We start from the raw sequence: 25,452 nt of genomic DNA on the forward strand, positions 1-25,452 counted from the left end.
ATGTCTCTTTATCCAATTTTTCTCAAGCTTGAGGGACACAAGGTGCTGATTGTTGGCGGCGGCCCAATTGCCGAGCAAAAGATAGAAGCAGTGCTGCGCTCGGCCACGGACGTCACAGTGATTTCGCCGCAGATCACACCGCGCATACGCCTTTGGGCGCACCAGGGACGCATTAAACACCAAGGAATTGAATTTCGCCCAGGGATGACGCGCGGTTATTTCCTGGTGATCTCCTGCACGGACTGTGAAGATACGAACCGTGTGGTGTACCAGGAAGCCCGTAAGTTCGGCGCACTGGCGAATGCGGTGGATGATCCGAGATACTGCGATTTTTATGCTCCGGCGGTGGTCAGCCGCGGAGAGTTCCAGATCGCAATTTCCACTAGCGGGAATAGCCCGGCCCTTAGCCAGCATGTGCGTAAAAAGCTTGAAAATGAATTCGGTCCGGAGTATGAATCATGGACTGCATGGCTGGGTCGGATGCGTGACATGATGCGCAAGGTCTTGCCGCGCACGGAGCGCCGTAAGGAATTATTAATGTTGCTGGCCCAGTGTAAGCCGGTAAAATTATCAAATAAATCTATTCACGGAGGGAACCATGGACCACTTGAGAAAGTCAGAGCTGGAAGCCAAACTGAGGCACGCGTTGAAAGAGCATCAGCATGAGGGGCTCAATATGATTGGCAATGCCGATCAATTGCTGCACCGCCTGGTTGACGCTGTGGAAGAGTGGACCGAAGGCGGTTTCATCAGCCAAAAGAAAAGCGCCTGATCGTGCCTGGAAAGGTTTACATTGTGGGCGCCGGCCCCGGTGCGGCCGACCTATTGACCCTGCGCGCCGCCACAGTGCTGCGCGCAGCGCAGATAGTGCTGCACGACGATCTGGTGCCGCAGGAGATACTTGATCTCTGTCCGGCCTCAACGCAAGTGATCAACGTGGGCAAGCGCTGCGGTCGCCACGGCCGCAGCCAGGAACAGATCAACGCGCTGATGGTGTGGCATGCCCGAGAGACGCAAAGCCAGACAATCGTGCGGCTCAAGTCCGGCGACCCAGCCGTATTTGGCCGACTGGGTGAAGAACTGGAAGCGCTCCGTCGAGCGGGAGTTGCGTTTGAAATTATCCCTGGCGTTACGGCTGCCAGCGCTGCCGCAGCTTCCGCCAAAATCACGCTGACCGATCGCCGTGAAGCTTCAGCTTTGGTAGTGGTTACGGCCCATAATTGCCGGAATGCATCGTTGAGCGAGACCGTGGGCCCTGCGCGTTGCACGTATGCGCTTTACATGCCTGGTCCTGACTACTCCAAGACTGTGCAGGGTCTGTTCGAATCAGGACACGAGCCGACAACGCCGTGTGCTGTGGTTTCGAATGCGGGACGTGCAAACGAAGAAGTGCGCTATCTGACGCTTCAAGAACTCGCGTCGGCCAAGGGAATTTACGCGCCTGCTATTTTGATTGTGGGCGAAGTGGCTCGGGGAAGGTTATCGATTCTAGCGGAGCATCTACCTGCAATCTCGAGCGAAATGATAGATCCATATAGGTACGATGAATTTCAGGTTGGTCAATGCGGCGCTGATTGACCACGCACCTATGCGAAAGAATTAGCTCACCTGTAGACAGGTTCATCGCAACTATAGGGCCCTCTCGCTTCGCTCGGGGTTACAGAAAAACTAGCCGCCCGCAATCGACGGCACCAGCGTCACCTCATCTCCTTCTTTGAACTTGTAGTCTTTGCCGAGGAAGCGAATGTCTTCATCGTTGACGTAAATATTCAGGAAGCGGCGAACGTTGCCCTGTTCATCGCGCAAGTGCGGCTTGAGGTCAGGGAAGCGACCGCCGAGGGAATCCAGCAATCCAGCCAGATCAGAGCCGTCACACTCGCAATGTTCGGCGCCTTCAGTGTGCCTCCGAAATGCACTTGGAATGGAAACTTTAACGCCCATTAGGCAGCTCCTTTGCTCGCCGCACGCGCGCCGGCGAACTGGGTCTCAAGAAATTGTTCGAATGCAGCCAGCTTCGGTGGAATCGGCTCAACGGTATCGAATTTGCCCGCAAGAGCGTCCGTGGTCTTAAGGCCGTTGCCGGTGATGCAGAGGACGGTCGTCTCATCCGGACGGATGCGCCCTTGCGCGTAAAGTTTGCGTGCCGCAGCAACGGTGACGCCGCCCGCCGTTTCAGTGAAGACGCCTTCGGATTCGGCCAGCAAGGCCATGGCTTCAACGATCTCTGGATCGCTGGAATCTTCCGCCCATCCGCCACTGCCAAGGATTGTCTTGGCGGCGTAAAAACCATCCGCCGGGTTGCCGATGGCAAGCGACCGTGCGATTGTTTTTGGCTTCTGCGGCTCAATCTCATTGCGTCCAGCTTTTACGGCCACGCTGATAGGACTGCAACCGGTGGCCTGCGCGCCAAAGAACTTGACCTGTTTCTCTTCGACAAATCCAAGGTTGATCAGCTCTTTGAAGGCTTTGTAGATCTTAGTAATCAGCGATCCACCCGCCATCGGTACAACGATATTGTCAGGCAGGCGCCAGCCAAGCTGCTCGGCGATTTCATAGCCCACAGTCTTCGAGCCTTCGGCGTAGTAAGGCCGCAGATTCACGTTGACGAAACCCCAGCGGTGCTTGTCCGCGATCTGCGAGCACAGGCGATTCACGTGATCGTAATTGCCGTCAATGCGAACGATCTGCGCACCATAAACCTGCGTGCCTAAAACCTTCGCGGGCTCAAGATCGGAAGGGATAAAGATGCAAGCTTTGAATCCTGCGCGCGCGGCCTGTGCTGCAACGGCATTGGCTAGGTTGCCGGTGGAAGAGCAACTGACGACATCGAAGCCGAAGTTGCGTGCTTGGGTGAGCGCAACAGCAACCACGCGATCTTTGAAGCTGAGCGTAGGGAAGCAGACGGCATCATTCTTCAGGTATAGCGACCTGCTGCGGACAGTCTCACCCAGCTTGGCTGCTTTGAGCAGAGGTGTGAAGCCGGCGGGGGTAGAGCCGTCATAGTTGTCAGGCAGAGGCAGCAGCTCTTTGTAACGCCACAGGTTGGTGGCGCGGCCTGCGATTTTGTCTTTGCTGATCTCTTTGCCGATGCGGTCCCAGTCATAGGCCACTTCCAGCGGGGCGAAGCAGTTCTGGCAGAAAGAAATCGGCTGGTTGCCCCAGAGGGTCTGGCATTCGCGACATCGCAATTCGTAGCGCAGGTTCGTGCTCATACTCTTTTCTCCTCTAGCTTCGATCCGCCGATAGCTGCGGCGCAATTCTCAGCTAAACTAAAAAACCCGCTGCCTGAGGCAGCGGGTTCATGATTGCTGAATAAAAACTTGCTATGAACCTTTCTGCCTCGGCGTGAACACACGCATAGCCATCGCGCAACAGCACATGGCCATGTTGGAGACAGAAAGTGACATCAGCAAAAAGTGTACATTATCGGCCTGAACGAAGCAATCCCTGTAGGCTGCTGGTTGATGGCAAAAGCAGGTACTTAGTAGTTGGTAATTAGTATTCGGCAAACTCGATTCAATGCGTCTCAGCACCAAATACCAAGCACGAAGTACAAAGTACCGGTTTCTAGCTCGTCATCAACTCCCTGGCCCTGATCGTTGTCTTGATCACTGCATTCATCAGGGTCACGCGAAGGCCGCCTTTTTCCAGTTCCATCAGGCCTTCGATGGTGCAGCCCGCGGGCGTAGTGACGGCGTCCTTCAGCAACGCCGGATGATGTCCGGTTTCAAGCGCTAGCTGGGCCGAACCATAAAGAGTCTGAGCCGCAAGCGTTGTCGCCATCTCGCGTGGCAATCCTACTTTTACACCGGCTTCTGCCAGCGACTCCAGAATCACAAACACGAATGCCGGCCCGCTGGCGGAGAGCGCAGTAATCGCGTCCATATGTTTTTCATCGACCACCAGGGCGCGACCGACGCTTTCAAAGAGCTGCTTCGCCGTTTCCAGATGCTGGGCTGTTGCAGCCGGACCGGCGCAAACGGCGGTCATCGCCGCGCCCACCATGGCGGGCGTATTGGGCATGGCCCTGACCACCGGGATGTTCTTGCCGAGTTTTTGCTGGATGAAACTTGTGGTGGTGGAGGCAGCAATCGAGATCACCAGAGTGGTGGGATCGAGCGCCGGAGCAATTTCTTCCAGCAAAGGCCCCAGCACCTGGGGCTTCACGCACAGCAGAACAATCTCTGCTCCGGCGACGGCGACGCGGTTGTCCGTGCCCACGGGAACGCCGCTGAGTACACGCGACAGGTCCTGACTGCGTTCACCATGCTGCACCGTGGCAATGGCCTCTTCCGGCGCGATCAGTTTACGATCAAGAAAAGATTCCAACAGGATGGTTCCCATCTTGCCGCAACCCAGCACGGCGATCTTCTTATGCGCTCTTGCAGTTGTCTTATTTGCGATCTCTGTCTGTGTAATGGACGAAGTTGTCATCACAATTCCTTTCGCTATCCAGATCAAGCCCTAAAAATAAAACCCGCTGCCTTTGTGTGGGCAACGGGACTGAATATGAGTGCCAGTTTAATCTTTAAGCAATCATATTACCCCTCTGCCCCAGGGACACACGGGAGCGGGTATGCAGCCTGCGCCGGGTTGGGTCGAGAGGTGAACATGAATAAGCGCACTATAGCCCATGTTGGCGGGGCATACAAGCGCAGAATCGCGGCTGACATGCGATTCCAAAAACCTTATTCATAACGTAGCGCCACTAGGGGATCAACTTTGGTGGCTCGACGCGCGGGGATATAGCATGCCGCCAGAGCAACTAGCGCCAGCAGGGCTGCTACAGCCAACAGCGTGATGGGATCGCCGGCTTTGACGCCGTAAAGGAAGCTGGTCAGAAAGCGCGTTACGCCCACAGCCACGATGATGCCCGCGACGGCGCCGGCGACAATCAGTCCCATGGCTTTCGTGAGCACCAGGCCAACCACGTTGTGCGACTGCGCTCCTATGGCCATACGGATGCCAATCTCACGCGTTCGCCGTGTTACCTCATAAGACAAGAGGCCATACAGGCCCAGGCACGCCAGCAGCAAGGCCAGGAGTCCAAACAAACTAGAGATCCGGGCAGTCATTTTTTCCGTGAATACCTGCCGGTCGATTGTTTCTGTTTCGGTGGAGATGCGGAAAACCGCCAGATCATGGCTCTGCTTATCCACAATGTTTTTAACCGTGGGGACAAGTGAGAGCGGGTCAGTGCCTGTCCGGAGATCAAAGAACGCCTCTCCGCCGACATTTGGTTGATAAAAACAAGGCGTGATTTCGCGGCGCAGGCTGTTGTATTTGGAATTCGCCACCATGCCCACGATCAAATAACCTGGGGCCTTCGCGTCCCCGATCCCGGTGGGCTCCTGCTCCCCAAAGATCTGCCCGAGCGGATTTTTCCCTGGGAAGTACTGGCGCGCGAACTCCTGGTTCACGATAACCGGCGTCGGATTTGAGCTGGGTTTGTCCCCGTCATTGCTCGCGGCCACAGCGTAATCCGACGGAGTGAAATCACGTCCTGATTGAAACGGGATGCCCCAGGTGGAAAAGAACCTGGGGCCGATGGGATAGACGTCGGAATCGACTTGGTTCTTCTCGGCTGCTCCTGATTCCATCTCCTGCCTGGTAGGCGGAGGAGTTCCCGGCCGGTGGAAGGCCGTGTTCCAAAGACCGCCAGAGAGAAATGGATACCAGGCATAAGTGGCAGACGTCACGCCCGGAATCGCCGAGAATTTTTCCTGCAATTCGAAAAACAGATTGTCGATCTGCTGGCCCTTGTACCCCGCCAGGCGCGGATCGATGCCGAAGAGGAGGACATTCTGAGTATCAAAGCCGGGATTCAGGCTTTTCAAGTTGTTGAGCGTACGTACCAGCAGCCCCGCGATCACCAGCACCACGATGGCCAGTGCCATCTGCACCGCGACAAGCATTCCACCTGCGGAGAACCGGCGTTGCTTGCCCTCGGAAACTGTAGTGCCACTGCCCGCCGCGGCCTTTAGTGAAGAGGTGAGACTGACGTCTGAGCCGCGTAGCGCGGGTGCAAGTCCAAAGAATATCCCCGTGAGCAGCGAGACCCCGGCAGTGAACCCCAGCACGCGCCAGTCAAGTTGGGGCGAGAAGATCGGCGGGTTCACAGCTCCTGCGGAAACCGTGGCCATCAGCGCCCGTGAACCCCAGACTGCGACGAGCATGCCGAGAGCCCCTCCCGCAAAAGCAAGCATTACGCTTTCCGTAAGGAATTGCAGGACGATCCTGCTCCGCCTGGCGCCCAGCGCAAGGCGTACAGCAATTTCGCGTTGCCGGACGACCGAGCGAGCCAGCAGTAGTCCCGCGACGTTGGCGCAGGCGATCAGAAGCACCGCTCCCACGCACAGCATCAACACGTAAAGTGGCTGCAACGTCCTTTTCTGGCTGCCTCCCAGCACCTGGCTGGCCTGGGCAAGCCTGATTCGAGGATCACTGTCCGGCTTGAAAAGAGGCTTACCCACAGATCCTATGGAGTTGCGAAACAGCAAACTGACGCCGGCCTCAGCCTGGCTCAAAGGAACGCCAGATTTCAGGCGTCCAATCATGACCAGCCACCAGTGGTCCGCCTGATCTTCTCTGGGCTTCCAGTTAGGAACCACCACAGGGCGTTGTGCCATGGGGATGATCACGTCATATTTATTGGACAAGGTCAGAGCGTCAAAGCGTGGCTCAGTGACGCCGATAATCTGGAACGGTATTCCATTCAAACGGATCGTTTTTCCAATCGCTGACTCCGAACCGCCAAACTCAACCTGCCAGAAGCTGTGATCCAGCACCACGGTCGCCTGGGCACTCGCGTCGTCGTCGCCCGCGTTGATGAGCCGGCCAAGATGAGCGCGCACGCCAAGCGTCTGGAAGTAGTCGCCCGTCACAAATTCGCCTTTCACCATTCGCGCCGGACCATTGCCGCTCATATCAAGCTGTCCTGTCCCGGTGTATGCCGCCACGTGGGAGAAGACATCGGCCTGTGCCTGTACCTGTTTGAAGAACGGCAAAGACAACGAGCAGCCGCGAGCATTTTTACCGTCATGGGTCTCGTCGCATTCGCCAAAATTGCGGTAGCTCATATTCCCTGGGCCTTTGTGCGACTCCCATTGAAAGACGATCAGGCTCTGGGGGTCTGGGATCGGCAGGGACCGGAAAATCACCGCGTCAATCAAGCTGAAAATTGCCGTGTTCGCCCCGATCCCCAGCGCCAGGGTAATGACCGCGATGATGGTAAACGCGGGGGATTTGCGCAGCATGCGCCAGGCATAACGCGAGTCCTGCGCCAGAGATTCAAAGAATCGCCCGCGATGGACTTCCCTCAGGGATTCACGAGTCTGCTGGATGCCGCCAAATGCGATCAGCGCCTGGCGGCGAGCTTCATCGGGAGACATGCCTGCCGCGATGTTCTTCTCAATTTCTTTTTCCAGGTGAAATCGGAGTTCTTCGTTGGTATCGCTTTCGTGGCGGCTGGGCCGGGTAAAGATGTCGCGTAATTTCCTCATCGCGCCCTTCCTTTAACTTTGCTGCAGTACCAGTGCAATGGCAGCGGAGAGCCGCTCCCATTCACCCAGTTCCTTTTCCAGTTGGTTCTTGCCGGCGCGGGTCAGGGAATAGAACTTGGCCCGGCGATTATTGTCAGAGGTACTCCACTCCGAGCCGATCCAGCCACGCTGCTCCAGCCGGTGCAGCGCAGGATAAAGCGATCCCTGGCCGACCTGTAGAACGTCTTGTGAAATCTGCTGGATGCGCTGGGCGATTCCCCAGCCATGCATCGGTTCGAGCGCCAGCGTTTTCAGGATCAGCAGGTCCAACGTTCCTTGCAACAGCTCAATCTGGTTCCCCATTCATCTCACCCCTCGAATATCGACAACAGTGTAGACGAGGGTACTTGTCGAATGTCAACAAGAGAAGACAGTACCGTCGGGAAAAAATCGGCAGGAACTTCAGGCGAGGGCGGAAATGTTTAGAAAATTCTAAGAGATTATCTGGACTTGCACACGGTACAGTGCAAAATTAGGCGATTCCGGCCAGAAAAATGACAAAAAATGGTGCAAAGGGGCTGCAATTCCATTCTGGATCATCTAACATAGTGCCCCTTCGTCTTGCTTTTTGATCGGAAAGCTTTCGTAAGACCGTCCCTGGCCGGATGACTGGAGAAGCCGCCACTTCCCAGGAGAAGTCCGACATGTTAAAGATCAGCAAGGCTGACTACGATCTGATCCGCTGGGAAGCCAAGCGCAGCTATCCCCATGAATGCTGTGGCATTCTGCTGGGCAATGTGGTGGAAGGGCACCGGCAGGTCACTTTGACCCTTACCTGTGAAAACATGCGGGTGGATTCACCCGCAGACCGCTACAGCATCAATCCGGAGCAGGTGATTGCCGCCCTGAAGCTGGCGCGCAGCCGCGGGGAAAGCATTATCGGGTTCTATCACTCACACCCGGACCATTCACCCAATTATTCGTCTACTGACCTTGCGGAAGCCCACTGGTTTGATTGTTCTTACGTGATAACCAGCGTCGAGAAGGGAACGCCTACCTCCACGGCCTCATTTGTCCTTGTGGGGTCGGAGGACAAGAAGACGTTCCAAGGGGAGAGCATTGAGATTGTGGCCAACCAGCGCTCGCCGGTCTATGCCACATGACATATAATAAGTCGATGGTTTCCCACGCATCATTGCCGCAGCGTCGAATGCCTGCCATGGCCCGATGTCTTATGCGGGCCTCCCGCCGCTAATTTACTGAAATCCTGCTCGATCATTCATGATTCGTTTTTCTTTTTTCTGAAAGGAAGTTTCCATGGCCATAACAATTGCCCCGCATGAGCCACCCGTATTGAGCAACGAGGAAGTTCTCCGCTATTCACGGCACCTGATCATGCCGGAAGTGGGTATGGAAGGCCAGCAGAAGCTCAAGGCCGCGCGCGTGCTTTGTATCGGGACAGGCGGCCTGGGATCGCCGCTGGCGCTGTACCTTTCCGCCGCCGGCGTGGGCACGCTGGGGCTGGTGGACTTTGACGTTGTCGATTTCACTAACCTGCAACGCCAGGTGATCCATTTCACCAGTGATGTTGGGCGACCCAAGTTGGAGTCGGCCAAGGAAAAGATCGCGTCCATCAATCCTTACGTCGATGTGAAGACCTTTGAAACGCGCCTCACCAGCCAGAACGCGCTGGAGATCTTTTCCGATTTTGACATCATCGTGGACGGAACGGACAATTTTCCGACGCGCTTTCTGGTGAATGATGCCTGCGTGTTTACCGGCAAGCCGAATGTGTATGGATCGATTTTCCGCTTTGAAGGCCAAGCCAGCGTTTTTGCCACCAAAGACGGGCCGTGCTATCGCTGCTTATATCCTGAGCCGCCGCCGCCGGGGCTGGTTCCTTCCTGCGCGGAAGGCGGAGTGTTGGGCATTCTTCCCGGATTAGTTGGCCTGATTCAGGCGACGGAAGCCATCAAGCTGATCCTGGGCGCGGGCCAGCCGCTGATCGGGCGTCTGCTGCTGGTAGACGCCATGGGCATGAAGTTTCGCGAGCTCAAGCTGCGCAAGAATCCTGACTGCGTGGTTTGCGGAACTAATCCCACTGTGACTAAACTCATTGATTACGAAGAGTTCTGCGGACTGCGAGGTCAAGAGAAACCAGTGAGCAACGGCGTACCTGAAATCAGCGTGGAAGAATTAAAACAGCGTCTTGACGCGAAGGAAGACTTTGTCCTGCTGGACGTGCGCGAACCGCACGAATACCAGATCTGCAACCTGAACGGTGTGCTGATTCCTCTGAACGACCTTCCGCGGCGCGTGCATGAATTGGATCCCAGCAAGGAGATGGTAGTGCATTGCCGGTCCGGAGCGCGCAGCGCTCGGGCCGTTGGCTTTCTGCAACATGCGGGATTCAAAGCAAAGAACTTGGCCGGCGGCATTCTTGCGTGGTCAGACCGCATTGATCCGAAGATGCCGAAATACTAGGCAGAACTTTGACTGGCGTAGCTCAAATGGCTGCGCCAGAGGTCCATTAGGCAGGAACAAGATAACGCCGCAAGTTAAATCGCAGGTTCGTCGTCTTCCTTTGCGTCCGCAATCTCTTCATCGCGGGGCGGAAGCTCAATATCTTCCATCTGCTTCTTCTTGGCCTTGTTGTTCAACTCGGCACGGCGTTCTTGTGACTGCCGGATCACCTCAGCAAAGCGGTTCTTCGATTCGTCGTGGGGAGGCTTCTTTTCCATGACAGATAGGATACACAAAGATGGCCGTTTATGGAGACGTTCACTTGCTCTATCCCGGCGCTCCTTCTATCGTTGTCTCATGCCGCAAGTGCAGAATGCGCCGCCCATTCCGGGACTACAGTCCGGCAGGAAGGCCGTGGTGGTTATCTTTGAAACCGACTGTCCCACCTGCCAGTTGGCGCTGCCCTATTTGAACTCGCTGCAGCGGGACTCAGTTCAGGTGATTGGGCTCTCGCAGGATGACGAGCGCTCGACGAACGAATTTATCCGCGAGCTGAAGATCTCCTATCCTGTGGAGTTAGACTCGGGGCTGAAGATTTCGCGGGCCTACGACCCGCAGAATGTTCCGACGTTTTATCTGCTCGACGAAAGTGGGCAGGTGCAACAGACGCTGGTGGGCTTTGATAAACAGGGCTTGAATGATCTGGCAGCGGCGTTGGGGCATTCACCGATCGCGCCAGCGGACGATGGCGCGCCTGCCTGGAAGCCGGGATGCAGTTCGCGGCACCTGGAGCCGGAGGTCGACGGCGGAGCTGCGGAAGGCAGCGCGAAACTGCTGCGCCGCACAGGCGATCCGGCTTCGCGCATCACGCTGCGCGATGAAGAAGATCCGTTTGAATATTGCCGCCAGAAATTTGGCGACGCGCTGCCGGTGATTCCGCCGACGGTGGAAAAAGTCGAGGCGATGGTAAGAGCCAGCGGACTTTCGCCAGAAACAATTGTTGCGCGCGTGCCGCCGTTTTACGGCGAAGCGACAGTAGAGAAGATCGCAGCCAATGCGGTGATGGCTGGATGTGTGCCGGAAATGATGCGCGTGCTGTTGCCCCTGCTTCGCGCGGCGTGCGACGAGCGCTTTAACCTCCACGGAGTGCAGGCAACGACGCATTTTGCCGCGCCGCTGGTGATGATCAATGGGCCGGTGCGGCAGGAGCTGGGATTCTGGTCAAAGCAAAATGTTTTCTCCAACGTTGCGCGGGCCAACAGCACTCTGGGCCGGGCGTTTCAGCTGATTCTGCTGAATATCGGTGGCGGGCGGCCGGATGGAATCGACATGTCTGCTCTGGGAAATGCGGGCAAGTTTTCTTTTTGCATCGCCGAAAACGAAGAAGAGAATCCGTGGGAGCCTTTCCATGTGACTCGCGGCCTTAAGCGCGAACAGAGCGCGGTGTCGCTCTTTGCCGCAGAGCCGCCACGTGGCGTGAGCGAACACACCGCCCCGGCGGGCAAGACCGTGCTGGAAACAATTTCATTCGCGCTGGCCACCGTGTGGAGCTATCGCATGTGCCTGATGCCGGAGGCTATTGTGATTCTTTGCCCCGAGCATGTGAAGACCATCCATCGCGATGGGATCACCAAAGAGCAGGCGCGGCAATTCCTGTTCGAGAACACCGGGATACCGGTGCGGCATTATTCGAAGGAAGAGCGCGCGGAAGGAACGCAACTGGCCGCGAACTACAAAGAGATCATGGTGCGCGGCGAGAAGTGTTATCAGAAGTTTCGATCCCCTGAGGCGATTAGCATTTTTGTCGCCGGGGGAACGGCGGGAAAGTTTTCCGCTGTGATCGGCAGCTGGTCCACCGGACCGGCAGGCAGCCAGATGGTGACGTATCCGATTCCGAACAAATAGGAGGAGTGGATGCCAGTAACGATTGTTCATCCGGGTAATGAGAGTGTGCCGAAGGCGGGGACGCCGCCGGCGCGATTAAAAAGCCTGGCGGAAAAAAAGATTGGGCTATTGGATATCAGCAAGCCCGGCGGCAGCTTTTTCTTGGATCGGCTGGAAGAGATCCTGCGGACGAAGCATGGCGTCGCGGAGATTTTGCGCACGCGCAAGCCGACGTTCTCAAAGAACGCGCCGCCGCAGATCATCGAGCAACTGCGCGGGATGGACGCGGTGGTGGAAGGGCTGGCGGATTGAGGGTCGTGCACAACGTGCAGTTTGCACGACACAATCGGGCTGGAGAATCTTGGCATTCCGGCGGTGCCCGTCGCCACCACTGAATTCACCGCTCCCGCGCGGGTGCAGGCCAGCGCGCTGGGACGTGCTGGCTTTGACGCCGTTTACGTGCAGCATCCCATTCAGGACCAGACGCCGCAGCAGATCGCGGCACGGGCAGACTCGGTGGCAGAAGAGATTGTAAGAAGGTTGACGGTGACGGGCTGATTCTTCACACTCGCCAGCCTCTCTAATCTACTCCCAACCTCCGCACTTGCTCATTTTGATTTCTGTTCCGCGATCCATTTGTTCGTGCGCGCGTCGAGCAGATCAAGCGGCAGAGCTCCGCCGTTCAGCATTTCGTCATGGAAGCTGCGGATGTCAAATTTGGGTCCCAGGGCTTTCTGTGCGCGGTCGCGTAATTCGCGGAATTTGAGTTGTCCCAGTTTGTAGCTAAGCGCCTGCGCCGGCCAGGCGATGTAGCGGTCTGTCTCTGACTGGATTGTCGGTTCATCCACTGCGCCGGACTTGCGCATGAAATCCACGACCTGGTCGCGCGTCCATCCTTTCGAATGGATCCCGGTATCGACCACCAGACGCACCGCGCGGAAAAGTTCAGAGGAGAGACGTCCGTAGTCAGAAGCAGGGTCCTGATAGAAGCCGATCTCTTTGCCGAGTTGCTCCGCGTAGAGGGCCCAGCCTTCCGAGTAAGCGTTAAAGAAAAGACCATGGAGGCGGAACTTGGGCAGCCCAGTGAGCTGTTGCTGGACGGACAGCTGCATGTGATGTCCTGGGACGCCTTCATGGTAGGCAATGGCTTCGTCATTGATGAGCGAGCGGCTCGCAAAATTGGATGTGGCCACAACAACGCGGCCGGGACGCTTGCCGTCCGGGGTGCCGGTTACGTAATGAGTTGCGGCGGCAGCCTGGAATGCAGGTATGGCTTCTACCGTGACCGGCGATTTGGGCAGCAGGTTGAAAAGCCCCGGCAGTTTAGGCTCCATCTGAGCAATGTAACGGCGGAAATCGTCAAGGATTTGCTCCGCGGAAGTGGGAATGTATTTGGGATTGGTCTTGAGCGAAGCCCGATAAGCAGCGAGGTCAGCGAAGCCCGCCTTTTTGGCGATTACCAGCATCTCGGCCTGGATGCGTTCGATTTCGCGCAGGCCGAGCTGGTGTATTTCATCCGCAGTCATGTGCGTGGTGGTGCGAGCGTAAATATCGTTTTGATAGCGTTTCTGGCCATCTGGCAGAGAGGTGATGGCAAGCGCAGTACGTCCCTGGGGCGCGTATTCCTTGCTGATGAATGCCGCAAAACTCTTGTACGCCGGAATCACGTCAGTATTGATGGCGTCAGTGATTTGCTGCGTTAGGCGCTTCTGGTCTTCCGCGGAGATGCTCGGGGGATATTTCTTTGTCGGAAGCAGAAACGGATTAGCGTCGATGATGCCCTGGCACTGCGCTGGGACTTTCTCAAGAAGGAAGCGCACGGGCATTAGCTTGTCCTTCATTCCGGCGCGAAGGACTTCAGTGGTCTGGCTGAAGACGCGAGGAATCTGGTGAAGGCGGGCGATGTAGTCTTCGTAATGCTTGACCGAGTAATGCTTGACCGAGTCGAACGGGACAGAAAGCGGAAGGTCCGCAAGGCCGGTATGGATGCCGCCCACCTGGTTGACTGGCATCTCGTACTCTTTGAGCTCGAAATCGGCAATGCGCTGCTGGAGCGAGCGAACAAGAAGATCGTGTGAGAGCAGGTCCTGGTCAGAAAAGCCGGCTGTGGGAATCGCCTGAAGGCGTTTTAGAAAATCTTCGTCAGTCTTGTGTCGTTGGGAAATGGCCGCAAGCGAGTGGTCGGAGAGCTTGTCATTGTAGCGATAGTCGCCAAAGGCTGTGGCGCGCTCCGGAGTATTACGCAGATCGGATTCATATTGCTCTTCAAAGAGAGCATTCTGCGCGGTCAGGCGGTCAGCAACCGGTTTGGGGTTTTGGGCGAAGGCAGAAACTGCTATTACGACGAATAGAAACAGGCTTTTTTGAAGGCGCATAGGCGCATTCAGGGTAACAGAGCGAAAGGGTTTTATGGAGACTGGATGGCGATTCGCGCGTTGAACGTCCGGAGCCGCGTATTTGCGTGGTATCGGCTTCAATGGCACAATTAAGTAGTGGCTTTTCAGCCGGTTGGCCCAAGCAAGATTCCGAGTCGAAGCGGGTCTGAAGGTCATCAAAAGAAGTAGTAAGACTGCGGGCTTCAACAACCCCGCGGATCGGGCGTGGAACTGCGCAGTGGATCCGCTGGAGCCTGTGGATGCTTTCAACATCTCCGTTCCGTTGCACTAAGCCGCGGGACTGAAGGCGGATAAATGTCGACTACGATTGCTCCTTTGGAAGAGCGAGGCGTCAGTTGCTCGCTCGATAATTATCTTGTACTCCCCGACAACACCATGGATGCGCGGATTGCCGCGGCCAGAAGCGAACTTGGCTCGCGCGCGGTGATCCTGGGCCACCACTACCAGCGGGATGAAGTGATCCGCTTTGCCGATTTTCGCGGTGACTCCTACAAACTTGCGCAGGAAGCAGCGCGCACCAGAGCGGAATACATTGTCTTTTGCGGCGTGCATTTTATGGCGGAAAGCGCAGACGTGCTGGCGCAACCGGGGCAGCAGGTGATCCTGCCTGATCTGAACGCCGGCTGTTCCATGGCGGATATGGCGGAGATTGGCCAGGTGGAAAGCTGCTGGGAACAGCTTGTTGCGTTGGGCCTGACCGATGAGTTGGGGCGCGGCATTACGCCGCTGACTTATATGAACTCGACGGCTGCGATCAAGGCTTTTTGTGGCGAGCGCGGCGGGCTGGTTTGCACGTCGTCCAATGCGCCGGCGGCATTTAAGTGGGCGTTTGAGCGCAACGAGAAAATCCTTTTTCTTCCTGACCAGCACCTGGGCCGCAACACGGCGTTTGCGATGGGCATTCCACTGGACCAATGCGTGGTCTGGGATCCGTTTATGATTGGCGGGGGGGGTGACCCGGCGCGGTTACGCAAAGCGAAGGTGATTTTGTGGAAGGGACATTGCTCGGTGCATCAGCGCTTTCTTCCTGAACACGTGGATCGAGTGCGCGCGTTGCATCCAGGGATAAAAGTGATCGTGCATCCTGAATGCCGCTGGGAAGTCTGCCAGAAGGCTGACGGCATCGGTTCTACTGAGGGCTTGATCAAAATGATCGCCGATGCGCCAGAGGGCACCAAGTTTGCTGTGGGCACAGAAATACATTTGGTCAATCGTATGGGCAAGGAATTTGCCCGCGAGGGTAAAATGGTGATTACCCTGGATGAGTCCGGCTGCCTCTGCACCACCATGTTTCGCATATCGCCGCAGCATCTGTGCTGGGCGCTGGAGAACCTGACCGAGGGCAACGTGGTAAACCGCATACAGGTGCCGGACGACGTGAAATACTGGTCACGCGTGGCGCTGGACAGGATGCTGGAGATACGGTGAGCCGGAGTCAAGCAAGATAATTTATGGCAAAGCAAAAAACCTTCACACTGGAAGAGGCGCAGACTCTGGTGCCGGTATTGCGGTCGCTGATTAAGCGCGCCATGGACGACAAGGGCGTGATTGAGGCCGTGGAAAAAGAGCTACTGGACCTAAAGCATCGCATCCTTCTGAGTGGCGGGCTTTTTGTGGACATCCCGGCCGTGGCGCGGCGGCGCGCCGAGCGCGACAAGGCCTTCCAGGACATCAAGGACACGCTGGCGGAAATTGACTCCATTGGCGTGCAGGTAAAAGACCTCGACATTGGCCTGCTGGATTTTCCCTGCGCGGTGGACGATGAAATTGTCCTGCTGTGCTGGAAGTATGGGGAAGAGAAGATCGAATATTGGCACGGCATGGAAGAGGGATTCAAAGGCCGCAAGCCCATCGACGAGCGCATCCTGCGTGGGAAAAAGAGAGAGAAGCCGAACTGAACAAATTTGGTAATTGAGTAATTTGAAACCTAGTGCGTTTCCAGCTAAAGGGGCCCCTCGCTGCGCTCGGGATAAAAAAACTAAGGCTTCTTCCCCTCCACCCACTCCGGCTTGAAGTCGGAATTGGCCAGCCACTTGACTGGTTCCAGCATGGAATGGATTGCCTGCTCCATATGGTCGAAGTCGATATGTGCGACGTCGTCGCTGGGCTGGTGATAGTCCTTATGCAGGCCGAAGCTGGAAACGGTGTGCGCGATGATGCCTTGCTTGGCCAGCGCGTAATTGTCTGATCGCTGAAAAAAATTCCGTTTAGGATGCGGATCGGCCACCAGATGGGCACCATGTTTTGCCAACTCAGGGCCGAGATTGCTGCGGTCGAAGCCGGTGAGCCAGAGTTCGTCAGGCCTTACCGCGCTATCAGCGCGGCCGATCATCTCAAATTCCAGATTGGCGACGATGTTCTTGAGCGGCACCGGCGAATGCTGAAGAAAATACTGATCGCCCTGGCCGCCAGTTTCCTCGCTTCCGAAGAAGACGAACAGCACGGTGCGTTTTGGCGCCTTTTCATGGGTCAGAGCGCGCGCTAACTGGAGAACAGCGATACAACCGGAAGCGTCATCGTCCGCGCCGTTGTAAATGTTGTCGCCATTGACCGGCTTCCCAATGCCCAAGTGGTCCATGTGCGCGGTCAGCAGCACCACCTGGTCTTTCAACTTTTCATCGCGTCCCTCAAGTTTGCCGATGACGTTGCGGGTGTTCCACTGCTTCTTGCCTTCGCGAAAAAAGTTGAATTCGCCAGAGACGTTTTGAATAAAGCCGCCGTCATCGCCCGCAGGTTCAATGCCGATTTCGCGCAGTTGCGAAGCGAGATACGTGGCGGCAACCAGTTCATCATGGGACCCGCTGGCGCGTCCTTGCAGCGCGTCACTGGCAAGAAACTCCATGGCGCCGCGGATCTGGGCCTGATCGATATTGGAGTGCTGGTCTGACGCTACACCCAGGAAATAGAAAAGATTGATGAATAAAAGCAGCTTTATGCGAGTTGCCATTCGTCTCTCCTCGATTGAGCAGTATAGCGTGGAAGCATGCGGGAGCTTGCACTTGGCGAAGCTACACGTGTTTGCCGACATGCGCCGGATTTGCGGCGGGAGCCCGATGCGGGAGATTGGCCATTACTTCGCGGAGCCAGAGCAGCTCAACCCGAAATTGCTCGATGATGAGTTTGATCATCCAAATGGCTTCATGAAAATTATGGCCTACTTCCTTTTCCACGGCGCGCAATGTGGCCAGTTCACGCTCAAGATCGGCTTTAAGGAATTTCTCTCGACGCCGAAGCTGATTGCGGACCGTCGCTGGGGAAGCTTGCCAGGACAGCGCCATCCACGTGAGAAACGGCGGACGATCGCGCTGGTTAGTCCAGTCTTCGCGTTCCAGGGCGGCCGCCAGGGCCGCGCGGCCTTTGGGTGTGGTGGAAAAGATGCGGCGCTCCGGCCCCAAAGCGGGCTCTGGATCGCCGGTTTCTTTAATCAGCTCAAGGCGCGTCAGCTTTTCCAGCGAGTAATAAACCTGTGGCCGCGAAACGCCGGCCCAATCCTGTACCTGACGGCGCTCCAGTTCCATGTTGGCCTGATAGCCGTGCATGGGTTGCTCTGCGAGCAGGCTCAGCAAAACAAGGTCAGGGACGGTGAGGCCACGTTTTCGGGTGTCGCGCTTTTTAGCAGTTGGCTTCTTACCTGGGGACATGGCTCGACTTTCGCTGGCGACTCCAATACCACCACTGGCATTGTTCGGCGGGGAGAAGTGGATTGCGCGCCTGGGCCACAGCGGCGGAGAAAACGTCCTGGCAGCAGATATCGACGCGCTGGCCGGTAGCGCGGCAGAGCTTCTGGTAGAGCCTGGCTGGATTTTGGCGCGCAAGCTGCTTTACGCTGCGGATGCCGAGAAGCTCAAAGTCGTGGAGCATGGCCGGCCCTACAGAGACTAAATCCTGTAAACGACGTGGTTGAACTGTCATAAAAACTCCGGTTGACATCTCGAATGCGATGTCATACTGTTAGTAGTCTAAATTAGACTAGATAGAAAATGCAAGGGAGAAATTGAATGCGATTCCACGTTTTGGGTCTGGCGCTACTGACCATTGCGTTGGTTCCGGTCTTTGCAACTTCAACTTTGGAGAAAACATGAAGCCCGCAGAAGTAAAGAAAATCACTCCCATCCTGTTTGCCCAGGAACTTGAACCCAGTATTAAATTCTGGACTGAAAAAATCGGCTTCCAAAAGACGATAGAAGTGCCGGAAGGAAACAAAATTGGATTTGTCATCCTGGGAAAAAACGGGCTGGAGCTGATGTACCAGAGCTTTGCCAGCGTGGAGAAAGGCAATGCCGCCACCGGGGCTGCCGCGCGCAGGGGACCGACATTTTTGTACATTGAAGTAGCGGACATTGACGCGGCGCTGGCGGCAATCAAAGGAGCGGAAATCGTAATGCCGATGCGCACCACGTTCTACCATTCAAAGGAATTCGGAATTAAAGATCCCGTTGGACATTACCTGATTTTTGCCCAGCAGGGAGCAGCGCCGGAGAAATAAGTGCCGAGGGAGTAATCGTCAGCCGGGTCGAGCCTGTCTTGCATTGCGGAGGACTGCTATATTTGTCGGTAAAGGCGATGGGACGATTTTGATCACAGGTCTGGGCCAAATTCATAAGCGAATCAATCTTGCGGCAGCGCTGCTCGTCGCGGCTCTTTGCCTGCTGGCGGGATGCAGCGGCAAAGGCGGCGTGTCTGACCGAGGCGAATACGCCTATGTGGCCGTGACTGAAGCCGGACTTCGCGACCATGTTGCGACTTTTTACAACAAGACCGGCGTGGTGCACAACGGAGAGCGGTTGCAGATCCTGGAGCGGATGCAGAGCAAGCGCTTTGTGCGCGTGCGTTCGCCGCGCGGCGAAGAAGGCTGGGTGCAGGAGCGCTATCTGGCTGACCAGCAGACATTCGACGAGTTTCAGCGCCTGGCAGAGCACTTCAAGTCCGCACCGGCGCAGGCAACCGCGACAACGGAAGAGCAAGTGAAGGTGCATGTGCTGCCAGGAAGGAAGACCGCATATCTTTACCTGCTGAACGAAAAACAGAAGGTGGACATGCTGCAGCGCCAGGCGGTGGACCGCAACGCTCCACCGCTGCAACTGAAGGACGAAAAAGATAAAGATGCCGACGAAGCCCCGGATGAAGATAAGGTAAAAAGCGATAATGCCGGACCGCCGGCCGTCCGCGAGGATTGGTGGCTGGTGCGCGACGCGCAAATGCGCGTGGGTTGGGTGCTGGGCAGAACGCTTTACCTGCAAGTGCCGGAGGAGATTGCCCAGTACTCTGAAGGCCAGCGCATCGTAGCTGCTTATCAGTTGGATGAAGTTCAGGATGAAGGCAAGAAGGTTCCAGAGTACCTGGTGCTGTTCACTGAAAAAGAAGGGTTGCCGTACGACTACAGCCAGGCGCGGGTCTTTACCTGGAATACGCGCAAGCATCGCTATGAAACCGCATATCGAGAGCGGGAACTGGCAGGCATACTGCCGGTGACAATGGGACGGCAAGAGTTTGAAAAAGAAGGCAATTTGCGCACATTTGTGCTGCGCGTAAAGGGCGATGACGGCAGCGTGCACGAACGTACTTACAAATTCAATCCGCCACTGGTGCATCGGGTACTTGCGCCCGGAGAAGAGCCACCGGCCCCGCGGCATCGCAAGGGAACCCGGGCCAGCAGCAAAGGAAAATCTAATCGCTAAGGTCGTGGCATCCAGAGAGAGTTATTTGTCCTCCAAGAAGGTATGGCAGAAAAAGTCAAAGAACTTCATCTGGAACGGGACTACAAGAAGTACTTGTACTTTGTTGATGGCAGCGGGAACGTGAGCCGTAAGTCGAAATCAGGCGAAGGTGAAACCGAGGTGCTGGTTCCGAACGCGATTCAGCGGGACAACCAGTTTCTTTACTTCGTGGATAAAGAAGGCGATGTGGCGCGGTCGCCACGCGCCGTACGCAGAACGGCCAAGAAAGTAGCCTGACGAGTACGCATGAGCGGTTTGAATCTGCTGGTCTTCCGTGGAGACCGGCGGCGCGCGAGCGGTAAAGAACTGAAGGCAGCACTTACTGCACAGCTGGAGCAGGTGTGCAACCATTTCACACCGCAAGGCTTGTTGGGCATTTTGCTGCGGGCCGGCGAGCTTGAGTGCGGCGTTGCGGACGCTTATCCTGAAGCCGCCAGCTCTTGCGGACGGATTACCAATTACATTGCCGACGCGCTTGTGGCAAGCAGCGGTACTACGCCGCCGTTTAACTCCGATTTAAAAAACCATGATCTTCAGTCCTTGCTCAATGCTGCGCGGGCCCTTCCTGATCTTGAGCAACTCTACATCTCCACTCCTGAAGGTTTCGCGTACTACGCACTTCATCCATTGGCTTACGCGGATGTCATGCGACAGATTCCTCCGTGCGATAACGTGCTGATTGTTGGAATCAGGAGCATTGGCACAACGCTGAGCGCGGTTGCCGCTGCATCTGCACGGGCTCGCGGAATTTCAGCGGAGAGAATCACGGTGCGTCCGCAGGGACATCCTTACAATCGCACCGCGGAGTTCACTGCCGAGCAGATGGCTGCCGTCAGCAGAGCAGTGTCCATGGACGCAAGCTTTGCTGTGGTGGATGAAGGGCCGGGATTAAGCGGATCTTCATTTCTGGCGGTGGCAGAAGCGCTGGAGCGCGCTGGGGCGTCACCCGAAAAGATCTTTTTGGTAAGCGCCCATGAGCCGAACGTCAATGCGCTTTGCGCTGAAAATGCTGCGCGAAGGTGGCAGCGATTCCGCTGTATACCGGCTGCGGCGGAAGCGCGTCGGCCTGCGGAAGCAGTCGAATTTGTTGGCGGCGGGCAGTGGCGGAGCCGGATGTTCGCTGACGAGAGCGAATGGCCGGCTTCATGGATCAGCTTTGAGCGGCTCAAGTATCTGTCACCGAAAGGACATGACGAACGGAGGCTTTTCAAGTTTGCCGGCCTGGGGCATTACGGCGACGTGGTCCTGGAGCGCGAAAAGAAAGTTGCCGTTGCGGGATTCGGACCAATGCCGCGCGAGGAGAGCGAGGGATTTGTTTCTTATCCTTTGATTGAAGGCCGGCCCTTGTTCCCACGTGACCTTTCAGCAGAGATACTGGCAAAGATTGCTCAGTATTGTACTTTTCGCCAGAGGGCCTTTGCCGTTGAATTATCTGACATCAACTCTCTGCAAGAGATGTCTGACCATAATTTGAATGAACTTGGATTGGAACTGCCTGTTGAACTTCGGGTGGAGCGTCCTGTGATTGCCGACGGAAAAATGCAGCCGCACGAATGGCTGCTAAGTAAAGAAGGTAAGTTGCTAAAGACCGATTCAGGCAGCCATGGCGATGATCATTTCTTCCCGGGCGCAACAGACATCGCATGGGATCTGGCAGGCGCGATTGTCGAGTGGAAAATGAATGAGGAGCAGACGACCGAGTTCCTAAATCTCTACCACCGCGCCAGTGGAGACGATGCCAGCACCAGGATGGATGGCTTTATCAAAGCCTATGCTGTTTTTCGGCTGGCCTATTGCCTGATGGCGGCGAATGCCATGAATGGGTCAGATGAGCAGCCACGCTTGCGGCGGGCCGCTGATGCTTACAGAAAGCTGCTGACGGAATTGAAATATCAGAGCTCCACGCTCACTCCCGCCGCTACTTTTTAGATTAGCCCGCCACGCCGGGACTCTGGCCTCCTTTTTAACCGTTTGCTCCCCGGTTCTAATACCAATTATTTTTTCTGTGCGAGTATCTCCGCCCGTTCCCGCGCGTAATTCCAGGCGGAGAAATTGCATTCGGAATCATCGCTGCTGATCCATGGGTCTTCGCCGAAAGAAACGTATTGATGGTAAATCTCGGCATCGCTCTTGTTCAGGTCACAGCTGCTCAAAAATTCATCGACAATCTGCTTGCATGCGGCGACCGCTGAAGCACAGTCAGCGAACTCTCCCAGTTTGTAACGTTCGCTCTCATCCATGTAGTGAAAGTTATCGTCAACAAACACGGTGTAGAGCTCTGCCATTTTCCGGGTCTCAGCCGATCATGAATAAAAAGCCGCAATGGACTCCACCACGTGCCTCTGCTCGTCTTCTTCGAGTTCAGGAAACATGGGTAGAGCGAGCACATCCAGCGCGGCGCGTTCGGCTTCCGGCAGATCGCCCGGAGCATAGCCCAGGTAAGCGAAGCACTTCTGCAGATGCAGCGGAATGGGATAGTAAATCTCTGAACCAATGCCGCGTTCGCTCAGGAAGGCACGCAACTTGTCGCGATCACGGACGCGAATCACATACTGGTGATAAATGTGGTGCGCGCCGGGCAGAGTTTTTAAAAGCACGACTGGTGCCGTGGAGTCGGCGCCTGTCTTGGTCAGGCCGGCACTACTGAGCAAGCGGCCATACGTCCGGGCGCGTTCGCGCCGCGCTTCATTCCACTTGGCCAGGTGCGGCATCTTCACGCGAAGGACCGCTGCCTGAATGGAATCAAGCCGGCTATTGGCGCCCACTTCATCGTGATAGTAGCGTTGTTTGCCGCCATGATTGCGGAGCGAGCGCATGCTCTCGGCCAGCTTTGCGTCACTTGTTGTAACGGCGCCTGCGTCGCCAAACGCGCTGAGATTTTTTGTCGGATAAAAGCTGAACGCGGCGGCCAGACTTAGCGATCCTGCGCGTTTGCCATTCCAGGTTGCGCCCACGGCCTGTGCCGCGTCTTCCACAATATGTACTTTAAAGTCAGAGCCGATCCGGCTAAACGCATCCATGTCCGCGCATTGTCCGTAAAGATGCACAGGCATGACGGCGCGCATCTCTTTGGGTGAGCGCTTCAGCCGCTCTTCCACACTTACCGGATCCAGGTTCAGCGTTCCCGGATCGACGTCAGCAAAAACCGGCTTCGCCCCGGCGCGGAGGATGGAACTGGCGGTGGCAAAAAAACTGAAAGGCGAAGTGATGACAGAGTCACCCGGGCCAATGCCGGCAGCCGCCAGAGCCAGCCAGAGTCCGTCTGTGCCGGAAGCGCAGCCCACGCATTCCGCGGTGGCGCACAGGGCAGCAAATTCACGTTCAAAGGCGACTACTTCTTCGCCCAGAATGTAATGTTGAGAGTCGCAGACACGGGCAACGGCGGCCATCACCTCATTGCGTATCCCGGCGTACTGGCGCGAGAGATCAAGCATGGGGACATCGGCTGCGGTTTTGTGGCCTGCGCTTTTCATACTTTGAAAGACGGGTAAAGAAATACGCCTAACAAAATTCTAGCATTGCCGCGCCCGATAGCTGGCGCAAGGGCTTTTTGCCCGGAAAGCCCTGAAAAGCTACAATGACTGTGAGAGGGCCCACCAAGGCTTCTTCGCGTCCCTATGCAAGCACAGGAGAAAGATCGGCAGATGGAAAATAAGCCGGCACAAAACATCCAGGACTCGTTTCTGAATACCGCGCGCAAAGACAAAAGTCAGATCACCATTTACCTGCTGAGCGGGGTGAAACTGACAGGCCGTATCCGGTCCTTTGACAAATATTCAGTCGTCCTTGAAACCAACAATCAGGAACAACTCATCTTCAAACACGCCATCTCAACCGTGGTCATGGCCAAAGGCAGCCATTTTGACAGCCGTTCGCACGGCTCCGCGGCAGAAGGCGACAGCGGTTCCGGCAAGTCGGAGGGCTAAGTTATTCCTGGGCAGCGTTCCCGCCGTTTTCAACCGTCGGCCGGGATCAAGACTGGTCGTGATGGTCCGGAGCGCGCGTTCCTTGTAGCTCTGGAGTTCCGTTACCGCTCCCGTTCTGACCGTGACTTGAACGTGCCGCCCAGCGCCGTGCTTGCGCGCAATGTAGCGTCTGACCGTGCGGAAGGCAAAAGTGTCTCTCGCGTCGGCGTTGAAGAATCGCTGGCTGAGTTCCGCGAGCTGGTGGCTTCCGCCGGTGCGGGGATTGCCGGCGAATTCATTCAGCATCGTGACCGTCCTGATCCTGCCACGCTCATCGGCAAAGGCAAGCTGCTGGAAATTGCCGGCGCTGTTGCTTCCGTCGATGCCGACCTGGTGCTCATCGATCATGAGCTTTCTCCTTCCCAGCAGCGCAATATTGAAAAAGAAGTAAATGCGCGCGTCATTGACCGCACCCAGCTTATCCTCGATATCTTTGCCCGCCACGCCCGCAGCCGAGAAGGCCAGTTGCAGGTTGAGCTGGCGCAACTGGAATACATGCTGCCTCGGCTCGCCGGACGAGGCATTGAGATGTCGCAGCTCGGCGGCGGCATCGGCACGCGCGGTCCCGGTGAAACGCAGCTTGAAACCGACCGACGCAAAATCTATCGCCGCATCCGCCACATCAAGCATCAGCTTGAGGACGTAAAGCGCATTCGCGGGCAGCAGCGTCAGCGTCGTGAATCTGTCCCGTTGCCCACCGTGGCGCTGGTGGGCTATACCAATGCGGGCAAGTCAACGCTTTTCAATGTGCTCACCGGCGCGGGCGTGCTTGAGTCCGCCAAAATGTTCGCCACGCTCGATCCCACCGTCCGCGGTGTCACGCTGCCCAGCAAGCGCAAGGTGCTCTTGTCGGATACCGTCGGATTTATCCGCAACCTTCCCACCACGCTTGTCTCCGCTTTTCGCGCCACGCTGGAAGAAGTCCAGCGCGCCGCCCTGCTGCTGCACGTGGCCGATGTCACCAGCGCTTCCGCCCATGACCAGCAGACCCAGGTGGAAAGTGTGCTGAAAGACCTTGAAGTCATGGACCGGCCACAAATTCGCGTGATGAACAAGATCGATCTGGTGCCGCAGGCGCAACGCCGTGAGTTCAAGAACACGGCGAACACCGTTTATATCTCAGCCCAGAAGCAACTTGGCCTCAACGATCTGCTCGCCGCGATCGACGACCACCTGAAGATCGACGCCATCGAGCATATGCGGATTCGCGTCCCCCAGAGTGAAGGCAAGCTGCTGTCGCTGATTGAATCGCGGGCGCACATCCTCAAGCGTTCTTACCGTGACAGCAAAGTGCAGATGGAAGTCGATGCCCCGGAATCGCTGGCGCGTGTGCTCAGGGAGTATGTGGTAAGACCGAGGACTCGGTGACTCGCTGCTAGCTCGCCTTCAATTGCCAATACTGGCTATTTTGGCATTCTTCTGCGACCTGCAGCCAGCGTCCTTCAGCTGAACAGCCGGGCAGATCCCTGACACTTTAGACCGGGCACATACCTGACACTTTCTCTTCCACTAGGTTGAGGGGATGGGGTGCAGGGGAAGGGGACGC

At 56.4% G+C, this 25,452-nt stretch carries 27 protein-coding genes; 15 read left to right on the forward strand and 12 right to left on the reverse strand.

Annotated elements, in window-relative coordinates; genetic code table 11:
- Together LAO76_25010 and cobA are read left to right on the forward strand one after the other, a co-directional pair.
- A complete protein-coding gene (locus LAO76_25010; protein ID MBZ5494198.1) occupies positions 1 to 666 on the forward strand; it encodes a bifunctional precorrin-2 dehydrogenase/sirohydrochlorin ferrochelatase in 666 nt (221 codons plus the stop codon).
- A gap of 108 nt (positions 667 to 774) precedes the next feature.
- Positions 775 to 1,578 (forward strand): uroporphyrinogen-III C-methyltransferase, encoded by an 804-nt coding sequence (gene cobA / locus LAO76_25015; protein MBZ5494199.1) that lies wholly within the window; start codon positions 775 to 777, stop codon positions 1,576 to 1,578.
- 90 nt (positions 1,579 to 1,668) lie between these two features.
- Here the strand turns inward: cobA and LAO76_25020 are convergent, their stop codons facing one another.
- The 5 genes from LAO76_25020 to LAO76_25040 all read right to left on the reverse strand — a co-directional run bounded on the left by LAO76_25020 (position 1,669) and on the right by LAO76_25040 (position 7,844).
- A complete protein-coding gene (locus LAO76_25020; GenBank protein MBZ5494200.1) occupies positions 1,669 to 1,941 on the reverse strand; it encodes a MoaD/ThiS family protein in 273 nt (90 codons plus the stop codon).
- A complete protein-coding gene (gene thrC, locus LAO76_25025; GenBank protein ID MBZ5494201.1) occupies positions 1,941 to 3,212 on the reverse strand; it encodes a threonine synthase in 1,272 nt (423 codons plus the stop codon). The genes LAO76_25020 and thrC overlap by 1 nt, the downstream gene beginning before the upstream one ends.
- Positions 3,213 to 3,567: 355 nt before the next feature.
- Positions 3,568 to 4,434, reverse strand: a complete 867-nt coding sequence (proC, locus tag LAO76_25030) for a pyrroline-5-carboxylate reductase (protein ID MBZ5494202.1) — start codon at positions 4,432 to 4,434, stop codon at positions 3,568 to 3,570.
- Positions 4,435 to 4,688: 254 nt separating this feature from the next.
- On the reverse strand, positions 4,689 to 7,502 hold the full coding sequence (locus LAO76_25035; protein MBZ5494203.1) for an ABC transporter permease: 2,814 nt from the start codon (positions 7,500 to 7,502) through the stop codon (positions 4,689 to 4,691).
- A 12-nt stretch (positions 7,503 to 7,514) separates the two neighbouring features.
- A complete protein-coding gene (locus LAO76_25040) occupies positions 7,515 to 7,844 on the reverse strand; it encodes a PadR family transcriptional regulator (protein ID MBZ5494204.1) in 330 nt (109 codons plus the stop codon).
- Between the two features lie 341 nt (positions 7,845 to 8,185).
- Here LAO76_25040 and LAO76_25045 point away from each other — a divergent pair, with 341 nt between their 5' ends.
- The gene (locus LAO76_25045) at positions 8,186 to 8,644 is read left to right on the forward strand and encodes a M67 family metallopeptidase (GenBank protein ID MBZ5494205.1); all 459 of its coding nucleotides are present in this window, start codon (positions 8,186 to 8,188) and stop codon (positions 8,642 to 8,644) included.
- Positions 8,645 to 8,798: 154 nt separating this feature from the next.
- Positions 8,799 to 9,965: a molybdopterin-synthase adenylyltransferase MoeB gene (gene moeB / locus LAO76_25050; protein MBZ5494206.1), complete on the forward strand. Its 1,167-nt coding sequence runs from the start codon at positions 8,799 to 8,801 to the stop codon at positions 9,963 to 9,965.
- 74 nt (positions 9,966 to 10,039) lie between these two features.
- Here the strand turns inward: moeB and LAO76_25055 are convergent, their stop codons facing one another.
- Entirely contained in the window at positions 10,040 to 10,222 is a 183-nt protein-coding gene (locus LAO76_25055) for a hypothetical protein (GenBank protein ID MBZ5494207.1), read from the reverse strand.
- Between the two features lie 79 nt (positions 10,223 to 10,301).
- On the opposite strand from LAO76_25055, the gene LAO76_25060 reads away from it, so the two are divergent.
- From LAO76_25060 to LAO76_25070, 3 genes are read left to right on the forward strand one after another with little or no spacing between them, the layout of a single operon-like run.
- On the forward strand, positions 10,302 to 11,849 hold the full coding sequence (locus LAO76_25060) for a TlpA family protein disulfide reductase (GenBank protein ID MBZ5494208.1): 1,548 nt from the start codon (positions 10,302 to 10,304) through the stop codon (positions 11,847 to 11,849).
- Between the two features lie 9 nt (positions 11,850 to 11,858).
- Positions 11,859 to 12,140 (forward strand): hypothetical protein, encoded by a 282-nt coding sequence (locus LAO76_25065; protein MBZ5494209.1) that lies wholly within the window; start codon positions 11,859 to 11,861, stop codon positions 12,138 to 12,140.
- Between the two features lie 21 nt (positions 12,141 to 12,161).
- A complete protein-coding gene (locus tag LAO76_25070) occupies positions 12,162 to 12,386 on the forward strand; it encodes a hypothetical protein (protein MBZ5494210.1) in 225 nt (74 codons plus the stop codon).
- A 50-nt stretch (positions 12,387 to 12,436) separates the two neighbouring features.
- Here the strand turns inward: LAO76_25070 and LAO76_25075 are convergent, their stop codons facing one another.
- The gene (locus LAO76_25075; GenBank protein ID MBZ5494211.1) at positions 12,437 to 14,203 is read right to left on the reverse strand and encodes a DUF885 domain-containing protein; all 1,767 of its coding nucleotides are present in this window, start codon (positions 14,201 to 14,203) and stop codon (positions 12,437 to 12,439) included.
- A gap of 315 nt (positions 14,204 to 14,518) precedes the next feature.
- Between LAO76_25075 and nadA the strand changes: the two genes are divergently transcribed.
- Entirely contained in the window at positions 14,519 to 15,652 is a 1,134-nt protein-coding gene (gene nadA, locus LAO76_25080; GenBank protein ID MBZ5494212.1) for a quinolinate synthase NadA, read from the forward strand.
- Positions 15,653 to 15,675: 23 nt separating this feature from the next.
- On the forward strand, positions 15,676 to 16,122 hold the full coding sequence (locus LAO76_25085; GenBank protein ID MBZ5494213.1) for a DUF2203 domain-containing protein: 447 nt from the start codon (positions 15,676 to 15,678) through the stop codon (positions 16,120 to 16,122).
- A gap of 80 nt (positions 16,123 to 16,202) precedes the next feature.
- Here LAO76_25085 and LAO76_25090 read toward each other — a convergent pair whose 3' ends face one another.
- From LAO76_25090 to LAO76_25100, 3 genes are all read right to left on the reverse strand, one after another.
- Positions 16,203 to 17,066 carry a M20/M25/M40 family metallo-hydrolase gene (locus LAO76_25090; protein ID MBZ5494214.1) on the reverse strand — a complete coding sequence of 288 codons (864 nt, stop codon included), beginning with the start codon at positions 17,064 to 17,066 and terminating at the stop codon, positions 16,203 to 16,205.
- A gap of 166 nt (positions 17,067 to 17,232) precedes the next feature.
- The gene (locus LAO76_25095; GenBank protein ID MBZ5494215.1) at positions 17,233 to 17,865 is read right to left on the reverse strand and encodes a PadR family transcriptional regulator; all 633 of its coding nucleotides are present in this window, start codon (positions 17,863 to 17,865) and stop codon (positions 17,233 to 17,235) included.
- Positions 17,852 to 18,136, reverse strand: a complete 285-nt coding sequence (locus LAO76_25100; protein ID MBZ5494216.1) for a helix-hairpin-helix domain-containing protein — start codon at positions 18,134 to 18,136, stop codon at positions 17,852 to 17,854. The genes LAO76_25095 and LAO76_25100 overlap by 14 nt, the downstream gene beginning before the upstream one ends.
- 166 nt (positions 18,137 to 18,302) lie before the next feature.
- Here LAO76_25100 and LAO76_25105 point away from each other — a divergent pair, with 166 nt between their 5' ends.
- From LAO76_25105 to LAO76_25120, 4 genes are all read left to right on the forward strand, one after another.
- Positions 18,303 to 18,710 (forward strand): VOC family protein, encoded by a 408-nt coding sequence (locus tag LAO76_25105; GenBank protein ID MBZ5494217.1) that lies wholly within the window; start codon positions 18,303 to 18,305, stop codon positions 18,708 to 18,710.
- Between the two features lie 88 nt (positions 18,711 to 18,798).
- Positions 18,799 to 19,902 carry an SH3 domain-containing protein gene (locus tag LAO76_25110; protein MBZ5494218.1) on the forward strand — a complete coding sequence of 368 codons (1,104 nt, stop codon included), beginning with the start codon at positions 18,799 to 18,801 and terminating at the stop codon, positions 19,900 to 19,902.
- A 42-nt stretch (positions 19,903 to 19,944) separates the two neighbouring features.
- Positions 19,945 to 20,178: a hypothetical protein gene (locus tag LAO76_25115; GenBank protein ID MBZ5494219.1), complete on the forward strand. Its 234-nt coding sequence runs from the start codon at positions 19,945 to 19,947 to the stop codon at positions 20,176 to 20,178.
- Positions 20,179 to 20,187: 9 nt separating this feature from the next.
- Entirely contained in the window at positions 20,188 to 21,870 is a 1,683-nt protein-coding gene (locus tag LAO76_25120) for a hypothetical protein (protein ID MBZ5494220.1), read from the forward strand.
- A 65-nt stretch (positions 21,871 to 21,935) separates the two neighbouring features.
- Here the strand turns inward: LAO76_25120 and LAO76_25125 are convergent, their stop codons facing one another.
- Both LAO76_25125 and LAO76_25130 read right to left on the reverse strand, forming a co-directional pair.
- The gene (locus LAO76_25125) at positions 21,936 to 22,226 is read right to left on the reverse strand and encodes a hypothetical protein (protein ID MBZ5494221.1); all 291 of its coding nucleotides are present in this window, start codon (positions 22,224 to 22,226) and stop codon (positions 21,936 to 21,938) included.
- 18 nt (positions 22,227 to 22,244) lie between these two features.
- The gene (locus LAO76_25130) at positions 22,245 to 23,375 is read right to left on the reverse strand and encodes a DegT/DnrJ/EryC1/StrS family aminotransferase (GenBank protein MBZ5494222.1); all 1,131 of its coding nucleotides are present in this window, start codon (positions 23,373 to 23,375) and stop codon (positions 22,245 to 22,247) included.
- A 210-nt stretch (positions 23,376 to 23,585) separates the two neighbouring features.
- Between LAO76_25130 and hfq the strand changes: the two genes are divergently transcribed.
- Both hfq and hflX read left to right on the forward strand, forming a co-directional pair.
- Positions 23,586 to 23,867 (forward strand): RNA chaperone Hfq, encoded by a 282-nt coding sequence (hfq, locus tag LAO76_25135; protein MBZ5494223.1) that lies wholly within the window; start codon positions 23,586 to 23,588, stop codon positions 23,865 to 23,867.
- A gap of 45 nt (positions 23,868 to 23,912) precedes the next feature.
- Positions 23,913 to 25,274 (forward strand): GTPase HflX, encoded by a 1,362-nt coding sequence (gene hflX / locus LAO76_25140; GenBank protein MBZ5494224.1) that lies wholly within the window; start codon positions 23,913 to 23,915, stop codon positions 25,272 to 25,274.
- Positions 25,275 to 25,452: the final 178 nt, after the last annotated feature.

This window comes from Terriglobia bacterium (genome assembly GCA_020072645.1).
Lineage (GTDB): Bacteria > Acidobacteriota > Terriglobia > Terriglobales > Acidobacteriaceae > Angelobacter.

Bases quoted from the DNA above. Each gene is read 5' to 3' on its own strand.
- LAO76_25095 (MBZ5494215.1), bottom strand. From the start codon at position 17,865: ATGTCCCCAGGTAAGAAGCCAACTGCTAAAAAGCGCGACACCCGAAAA.
- LAO76_25045 (MBZ5494205.1), top strand. From the start codon at position 8,186: ATGTTAAAGATCAGCAAGGCTGACTACGATCTGATCCGCTGGGAAGCC.
- LAO76_25100 (MBZ5494216.1), bottom strand. From the start codon at position 18,136: ATGACAGTTCAACCACGTCGTTTACAGGATTTAGTCTCTGTAGGGCCG.
- LAO76_25090 (MBZ5494214.1), bottom strand. From the start codon at position 17,066: ATGGAGTTTCTTGCCAGTGACGCGCTGCAAGGACGCGCCAGCGGGTCC.
- LAO76_25105 (MBZ5494217.1), top strand. From the start codon at position 18,303: ATGAAGCCCGCAGAAGTAAAGAAAATCACTCCCATCCTGTTTGCCCAG.
- moeB (MBZ5494206.1), top strand. From the start codon at position 8,799: ATGGCCATAACAATTGCCCCGCATGAGCCACCCGTATTGAGCAACGAG.
- hfq (MBZ5494223.1), top strand. From the start codon at position 23,586: ATGGAAAATAAGCCGGCACAAAACATCCAGGACTCGTTTCTGAATACC.
- LAO76_25020 (MBZ5494200.1), bottom strand. From the start codon at position 1,941: ATGGGCGTTAAAGTTTCCATTCCAAGTGCATTTCGGAGGCACACTGAA.
- LAO76_25075 (MBZ5494211.1), bottom strand. From the start codon at position 14,203: ATGCGCCTTCAAAAAAGCCTGTTTCTATTCGTCGTAATAGCAGTTTCT.
- LAO76_25010 (MBZ5494198.1), top strand. From the start codon at position 1: ATGTCTCTTTATCCAATTTTTCTCAAGCTTGAGGGACACAAGGTGCTG.
- proC (MBZ5494202.1), bottom strand. From the start codon at position 4,434: ATGACAACTTCGTCCATTACACAGACAGAGATCGCAAATAAGACAACT.
- LAO76_25085 (MBZ5494213.1), top strand. From the start codon at position 15,676: ATGGCAAAGCAAAAAACCTTCACACTGGAAGAGGCGCAGACTCTGGTG.
- LAO76_25055 (MBZ5494207.1), bottom strand. From the start codon at position 10,222: ATGGAAAAGAAGCCTCCCCACGACGAATCGAAGAACCGCTTTGCTGAG.
- thrC (MBZ5494201.1), bottom strand. From the start codon at position 3,212: ATGAGCACGAACCTGCGCTACGAATTGCGATGTCGCGAATGCCAGACC.
- LAO76_25040 (MBZ5494204.1), bottom strand. From the start codon at position 7,844: ATGGGGAACCAGATTGAGCTGTTGCAAGGAACGTTGGACCTGCTGATC.
- LAO76_25125 (MBZ5494221.1), bottom strand. From the start codon at position 22,226: ATGGCAGAGCTCTACACCGTGTTTGTTGACGATAACTTTCACTACATG.
- nadA (MBZ5494212.1), top strand. From the start codon at position 14,519: ATGTCGACTACGATTGCTCCTTTGGAAGAGCGAGGCGTCAGTTGCTCG.
- LAO76_25060 (MBZ5494208.1), top strand. From the start codon at position 10,302: ATGCCGCAAGTGCAGAATGCGCCGCCCATTCCGGGACTACAGTCCGGC.
- LAO76_25120 (MBZ5494220.1), top strand. From the start codon at position 20,188: ATGAGCGGTTTGAATCTGCTGGTCTTCCGTGGAGACCGGCGGCGCGCG.
- LAO76_25065 (MBZ5494209.1), top strand. From the start codon at position 11,859: ATGCCAGTAACGATTGTTCATCCGGGTAATGAGAGTGTGCCGAAGGCG.
- LAO76_25035 (MBZ5494203.1), bottom strand. From the start codon at position 7,502: ATGAGGAAATTACGCGACATCTTTACCCGGCCCAGCCGCCACGAAAGC.
- LAO76_25115 (MBZ5494219.1), top strand. From the start codon at position 19,945: ATGGCAGAAAAAGTCAAAGAACTTCATCTGGAACGGGACTACAAGAAG.
- LAO76_25130 (MBZ5494222.1), bottom strand. From the start codon at position 23,375: ATGCTTGATCTCTCGCGCCAGTACGCCGGGATACGCAATGAGGTGATG.